The organism is Nitritalea halalkaliphila LW7 (assembly GCF_000265075.1).
Lineage (GTDB): Bacteria > Bacteroidota > Bacteroidia > Cytophagales > Cyclobacteriaceae > Nitritalea > Nitritalea halalkaliphila.
This window is the reverse complement of the sequence record NZ_AJYA01000122.1, coordinates 1-1,648: the sequence shown is the minus strand read 5'-3', so window position 1 is coordinate 1,648 and position 1,648 is coordinate 1. Positions and strand designations below refer to the sequence as shown.

Annotated in this window: 1 protein-coding gene; it reads left to right on the top strand. The window is 43.8% G+C overall.

The annotated features are described in order from the left end of the window. Nucleotides 1-318: 318 nt before the first annotated feature. Nucleotides 319-1,461: a hypothetical protein gene (locus tag A3SI_RS16730; RefSeq protein ID WP_009057888.1), complete on the top strand. Its 1,143-nt coding sequence runs from the start codon at nt 319-321 to the stop codon at nt 1,459-1,461. Nucleotides 1,462-1,648: the final 187 nt, after the last annotated feature.

The following is a 1,648-nucleotide window of genomic DNA, read 5'->3' as shown; positions in this document are numbered from 1 at the left end:
TATTCGTTTTAGGAGGGCTTTTGATGCTTCTCGGTTGCAAATCTTCGTGCGCAAGTAGATCCTGTTACAGGGGGCATTGTTCTCGCCATACTCATAGTAGATGGAATTAAAGATGGCTGTGATAATTTAAGGGAATCTGGTGATTTGCAGCTACGTTGTAAAAATAAAGATTGCGTTCAAGTAGCCTGTATTTCTTTTAGAAAATCTTGTGATACCCCAGATGATTGTAAAAACAATCCTGAAGGGGGTTCTGAAAATTAATTTTGATTGTAAGTTGTGAGGGTGCTTGCCACCCTCACTTTTTTAATTTATTAAGATATGAAATATTATTACATGCTTTTGTTGCTCTTCTTGCTGGGATGTGCCGGGGAGCAGCGAACGACAAGCGAAGAGCTGTCTGTGGGCGACAGGTTTTCGCTTCAATTGGATACTGTTTTTGTTCAGCCGTCGCGGAGTTCGCAGGTGGGAAGATTTGAATGGGCGGACGGAGAGGTGCTGTACGTGGATCACTTGTATGGTTTTATAGAGTCGTATGCTCCTGATGGAGCCTTTTTAAAGCGAAATCTGCGAATTATGGAGGGGCCTGAGGAACTGGCTAGCATTAGTGCTGTTCATGCACATGCTGATGGTTTTCTGGTAAAGGGGCAAGGATGGACCTTCTACGAATACGACACAGACTGGCAGTTTCAAAAGAAATATACAGTGCATGCGGATGCAGACTTTGAGATAAGTGACTTGATACAAAATCCAGTAGCAAGCTCCCCCATGATGTATGAGTTACAAAATTACAACGCGCATTTTCCTGTATCAGCTGACTACATTTATGCGAAGGTAGACTGCGAACATCCGACGTTTAATGCTTTCATTACGCCAGAATTTTACAAAGAAGCCTTTTTGGTGGCGAAGATTAGTCGAAAAGATGGTAAAATCGAAGAACTGCTCCATCATTTTCCCGAAAGTTATCAGCAGTATCGCTTTGTTCCCTTTCATATCTTTTTTGATTTTCATATAGGGAGTTCTGGCAAGCAATGGATGACTTTTGAGGTGGATCCGACTATCTATGTGTTCGATGCCTCATCGAACTTGGTTAGTTCTTTTGGGGAACCAGGAGTAAACATGCGCAACAAATATCCCGAGACGCGTACCTTGGAGGTAGCGTTTGAGACGGATTTATTTCTTGAATCGCGTTTTAAGGATGGTTTTTATAAGGATGTCTTTGTGGATGAGGAAGCGGATATCGTATTCCGCACCTACAGGACAGGGAGTACCGAGCAGGCGACAGGTGAGGAGTTGAAAAATCCATTACGTTTACAGATTTATCAAGGAGAACAGTTGATTTCGGATACTGCAGTTCCTGAGCGCTTTCGATTGATTGGCAAGGTTTCGGAGCGAAAGTACATTGCCGATGGCTATTTTGATGAAATGGGTGAACAACAGGGGTTTTATGTATTATCCATTTAAGATGAGAATTTTTTTAGTTTCATGGCTGTGTTGCTGTATGGTGCTGAGTTCAGCGCTGGCGCAGCGCGAAGTGATACGGGGTAAGGTGGTGGATGCCGAAACGGGCGAGGGCCTAGCCCATGCGCATTTGGTTTTGGTTCAGCAGGCCAAGCAAGCGGTAGGAAATGCAGAGGGGGCATTTTCCTTT